Below are 4,228 nucleotides of genomic sequence, written 5' to 3' on the forward strand. Positions count from 1 at the left end.
GCCCACCCGGTGGAGGAGGCGAAGCAGGCCACCGAGCAGACGCTGGAGCGGGTGTCGCAGGACGTGGCGCTGCGCGAGCGCGCCATGCCCGAGGTGAGCGCCTGGCAGCAGAAGCGCAGGTAGGCCAGGTCGTCCGCGGTACGCCCCGGTGAGCATGAGAGCCCTCTCCCCGCGGGGAGAGGGCCAGGACTCACCTTCGGAGCAGGCGCTCCACCGTCTCGGCGCCCCGCCCGGCCTCGTCCGCTTCGAGGAAGACGCGCTGCAGGGCCCGCACGCGGTCGCGGTAGGCGGGGTTGCCGGCCACCTCGTCGATCTGCGCGCCAATCTTCTCCGCCGAGGCCTGGCGGACGTTCCCCCTCAGCCCGAGGCCATGGTGGACGACGCGCGCCGCGTTCCCCGGCTGGTCGTAGACGAGGGGGTACACGAGCATGGGCACGCCCAGGCAGATGCACTCCTTCACGCTGCTGAGGCCGCCGTGGGTGATCATCAGCGAGGCGCGTTTCAGGGCGGAGAGCTGGGGCAGCTTGTCCACCACCACCACGTTGGGTGGCGGCGTGCCGAAGGAGGCCGCGCCCAGGTGGGACCCCACCGCCATGAGCAGCCGCCACTGTGGCCTGCGGGCGACCGCGTCGATGACGGCCTGGAAGAAGGCACGGTGCTCGCGCACCCGGTCCCCGTGGCTCCCCAGGGAGCACACGAGCAGCGGCGCGTCCCCCGAGGGGAGCTCCGCCGGCAGGGGCGCCTCCGGACGCGAGAGATCGACGCACGGGCCCAGGTAGTGCAGGCCCTCGCTCGAGTCCCGGGGGAAGTCGAACTCGGGAGCGCAGGTGACCAGCGTGGGGATCCGCAGGTTGGGCCCGAGCTGGAGATGGGCATGGAAGTCCCCGGGCACGGCGTCCGGATGCTGGCGGAAGAACTCCCGGACCTGCGCGCGCAGCTTCCTCGCGCCGAGGAGGCCCGAGCCGAAGTGAATCGACCACCAGTGGAGGCGGATCCTCAACCGGGAGAGCGCAGTGCCCGTCGGGATGTGGTCCGACGTCAACGGCGGTACCGCCAGGTCCCTGCGCAACGGGAGGTTGGCGCAGATCTGGACCGCTGGAATCTTCACCTTGTGCGCGGCCAGGATCGGCATCGGGAAGGTGGCGTCGACGATGAGCAGATCGGCCCGGCTCTCCCGGAGCCGCGCCTCGAAGGAGGAGCCGAAGAGCACCTCCGCGTCTCGCGCCGCGCCCCGGCTGAAGAATTCCGAGATGAGGTTGAGCCGCTCTCGAAGACGGAGCCCGGGCTCCCCCATCCTGGCCTCGAGCCCGGCCATCAGGCCCTTGGGGAGCACGTCCTCGAGGATGGGCGTGAAGGGCCAGCTCCTGGCTCGCAGGAACTCCTCCCCATCCGGCGGGGCCATGTAACCAATCTCATGCCCCCTGGCGGTGAGCTGACTGGCGAGACCGAAAGTCGGGTAGATGTGTCCTGCCTCGGGAAGCGGCAGGAAGATGATTTTCGCCATGGTCCCGGGAGCATATGACGGAAAGGCCGCTCGGGGCCGAAGGACTCAGGGGTGCTCCTCCGTGTTCCGTGAGCGCGCAGCCCACGAAGGCCCTCACCCGCGATGAGGCAGCTCGAAGGCTTGCGCGAGCAGCTCGTAGGAGCGCACGCGCTCGGCGTGGCTGTGGATGTGCGACGTCACCATCAGCTCGTCCGCCTCCATCCGCCGGGCCAGCTCGAGAAGCCGGGCGCGGACGCGCTCGGGGGTGCCCACGACGAGCATCGAGCGCGAGGCGCGGACCTGCTGCAACTCGAAGGGGGTATACGGGTAGGCGCGCGCCTCCTCGGGGCTGGGGATGGGCCCGGTGCGGCCATTGCGGATGTTGACCCACAGCAGGTCATGCGTCCGCGCGAGCTCCTCCGCGCGCTCCTCCGTCTCGGCGCAGACCACCGACACGCCCAGGATGGCGTACGGCCGCGCGAGGTACTCGGAGGGCTGGAACGTGTCCCGGTACGCGTGCATGGCGGGCAGCGCCATGTCCGGGCTGAAGTGGTAGGCGAACGCGAAGCCCCGGCCGAGCGTCGCGGCGAGCCGGGCGCCGAAGTCGCTGGAGCCGAGCAGCCAGATGGGAGGCAGCGGTACCCCGGGCGGTGAAGCCCGCACTCGGGCGAAGAGGTCGTCCTCGGGGAACTCGGCCTCTCCGGCGAAGGCGCGCAGGAGCTGGAGCTGCTGCGGGAAGTCATCCGCGGCGAGCGCCTCCACGGATCGGCGAAGGGCCAGCGCGGTGACCCGATCCGTCCCAGGAGCACGCCCGAGTCCCAGGTCGATGCGTCCCGGGTAGAGCGCCTCGAGCGTCAGGAAGTTCTCCGCGACCTTCAGGGGCGAGTGGTTCGGGAGCATGATTCCGCCCGAGCCGACGCGCAGGTGCTGGGTCTCGCGGGCGAGGAGGCCGATCATGATCTCCGGCGCGGAGCTGGCCAGGCCCTGGGTGTTGTGGTGCTCGGCCACCCAGTAGCGCGTGTAGCCGAGCGCATCCGCCCTGCGCGCCAGGTCGATGCTGTTGCGCAGGGCCTGAGGGCCCGTGGAGCCCGTGCCCACGGGAATCAGGTCGAGGAGGGAGAGCGGAAGAAGCATCTCGGAACCCGGCGGCCCTCAGCCCTGGTAGTCCACGTCCGAGGCCGGCTCCTCCGCCGCCTCCATCGAGCCCTCCTCCAGGTCTCCCCGGCGCTGCTGCACCAGGTGGAGCACGATGACGGCGTCGAGGGTGAGCAGGCCGGGCATGAAGACCCAGGGGCCCGCGGTGTAGGGGCTCATCATCAGGAAGAACCACATCGTGAGCCAGACGGCCATGATGACGAGCACGATGGGGTGCAGCGACGCCAACCCGCGCTGCCGCAGGGCGAAGCTCGCGAGCAGCAGGAGGGTGAACTGGGTGAAGGCCGCGAGCGGCTGCTCCCCGCCGGAGGCCCCGAGGAACGCCGTGCTGCTCCGGGCCCAGGGAAGCAGGAGCGAGAAGGAGCACACGACGACGCCCACCACCACCCAGCGATTCAGGCGCTGGCGGAGGCTGCCCTCGTACAGGTAGTCGTAGTCCGCCTCGGACGCGGCGAAGAAGCGCTGCCCCTGCTCGTAGCCGAGCACCAGCGCGGCGAGCAGCCACAGCAGCGAGACGGGCCCGAAGCCCAGCATCAGCAGGGCGTGGGTGCAGGTGAGCGCGGCGTAGGCCTGGGCGATGCCCGGGTGCTGCGTCTCCTCGGGGAGGTTCTCCAGCGCCGAGGGCAGGGCGCGGGCCTCCTCGGTGCGGAACTCCTGCACCCCCGGCTGGGAGATGACGCGCCACTCGTTCACGGCCACCAGCACGCCGCCCAGGACCATCACCACCGAGCCCGGCAGGCCGATGCCCGGGACGAAGGGCAACGCCGAGAGCAGGAGGGCGAGCCCCACCAGCCCCAGGCCGAGCAGCGACAGCGAGCCACCCGGCAGGCGCGAGCGCAGGCGCGGATCATCCAGCACTCCCGCGATGGCGTCGCCGATCTGCCCCGCCACGTCCCGGACGGGGGCGAGCGCCAGGGCGAGCACCTCCGAGAGACGCTCGAAGGGCGAGGGAGGCGGGGGCTCCTCATCCGCGTAGGACTCGTCCCCGGTGCCATAGTCGGCCGCGTTGTAGTCCTCGGAGCCCGCGCCCTCGTCTCCGGTGTTGGAGGCGTCGTCTCCCGCGCCCTCGATGGGATGGCCACACTCGAGACAAACGCCATACGTCGCGTCGGGGATGGGTTGGCCGCAGTGCGAGCAGTTCATGGGGGTCCGAAGCCGGGGGGAGCGCCAGTCTAGGCCAGACGCGGCTCGCGGAGGTACAGCCCCCGACGCAGCCGGCGGCGGAGACGAAGTCGTGGGAAGACCCCCTCCGTGCCAGCCCGGACGCTGAGCAGGCGACCGAGCCGGGCCGGTGGGGCGCGGCTCAGTCGCGGTAGCCCACCGTGCAGCGCGCGCCGTCGAAGACGACCACGGTGCGGCGCACGGGGACCACCTTCACCGGACAGCGCGCCTTCGCCCCCTCGGAGGAGACGAACTCCAGCGTGTGGTGGCCCGCCTTCCAGTTCCGCACGACGAGCGGGAACTCAGCGAACTCGCGCCCTGGCAGCTTCACCTCGCCTCGGACTCCGGTGGGCCCGCCGATGACGAGCGTGCCCTCTCCCACCAGCGCCTCCTCGGCGGGCGCTGGCGCGGGAGCGGGGGCCGACACCC

Annotated in this window: 4 protein-coding genes; all 4 read right to left on the reverse strand. The window is 71.5% G+C overall.

The features are described from left to right. Positions 1-190: 190 nt before the first annotated feature. On the reverse strand, positions 191-1,504 hold the full coding sequence (locus VF697_RS35725; RefSeq protein ID WP_331102163.1) for a nucleotide disphospho-sugar-binding domain-containing protein: 1,314 nt from the start codon (positions 1,502-1,504) through the stop codon (positions 191-193). Between the two features lie 93 nt (positions 1,505-1,597). Further along, entirely contained in the window at positions 1,598-2,617 is a 1,020-nt protein-coding gene (locus VF697_RS35730; RefSeq protein WP_331102165.1) for an LLM class flavin-dependent oxidoreductase, read from the reverse strand. A gap of 18 nt (positions 2,618-2,635) precedes the next feature. Further along, positions 2,636-3,781, reverse strand: a complete 1,146-nt coding sequence (locus VF697_RS35735) for a hypothetical protein (protein ID WP_331102167.1) — start codon at positions 3,779-3,781, stop codon at positions 2,636-2,638. 160 nt (positions 3,782-3,941) lie between these two features. Continuing rightward, positions 3,942-4,228 (reverse strand): hypothetical protein (locus tag VF697_RS35740; RefSeq protein ID WP_331102169.1); only part of this gene is annotated, 287 nt, incomplete at its 5' end.

This window comes from Archangium sp., from assembly GCF_036388035.1.
In the GTDB taxonomy this organism is placed as follows: Bacteria; Myxococcota; Myxococcia; order Myxococcales; family Myxococcaceae; genus Archangium.

What these genes read in the sequence shown, in the direction of transcription:
- VF697_RS35725 (WP_331102163.1), bottom strand. Translation starts at nt 1,504, where the DNA reads ATGGCGAAAATCATCTTCCTGCCGCTTCCCGAGGCAGGACACATCTAC.
- VF697_RS35730 (WP_331102165.1), bottom strand. Translation starts at nt 2,617, where the DNA reads ATGCTTCTTCCGCTCTCCCTCCTCGACCTGATTCCCGTGGGCACGGGC.
- VF697_RS35735 (WP_331102167.1), bottom strand. Translation starts at nt 3,781, where the DNA reads ATGAACTGCTCGCACTGCGGCCAACCCATCCCCGACGCGACGTATGGC.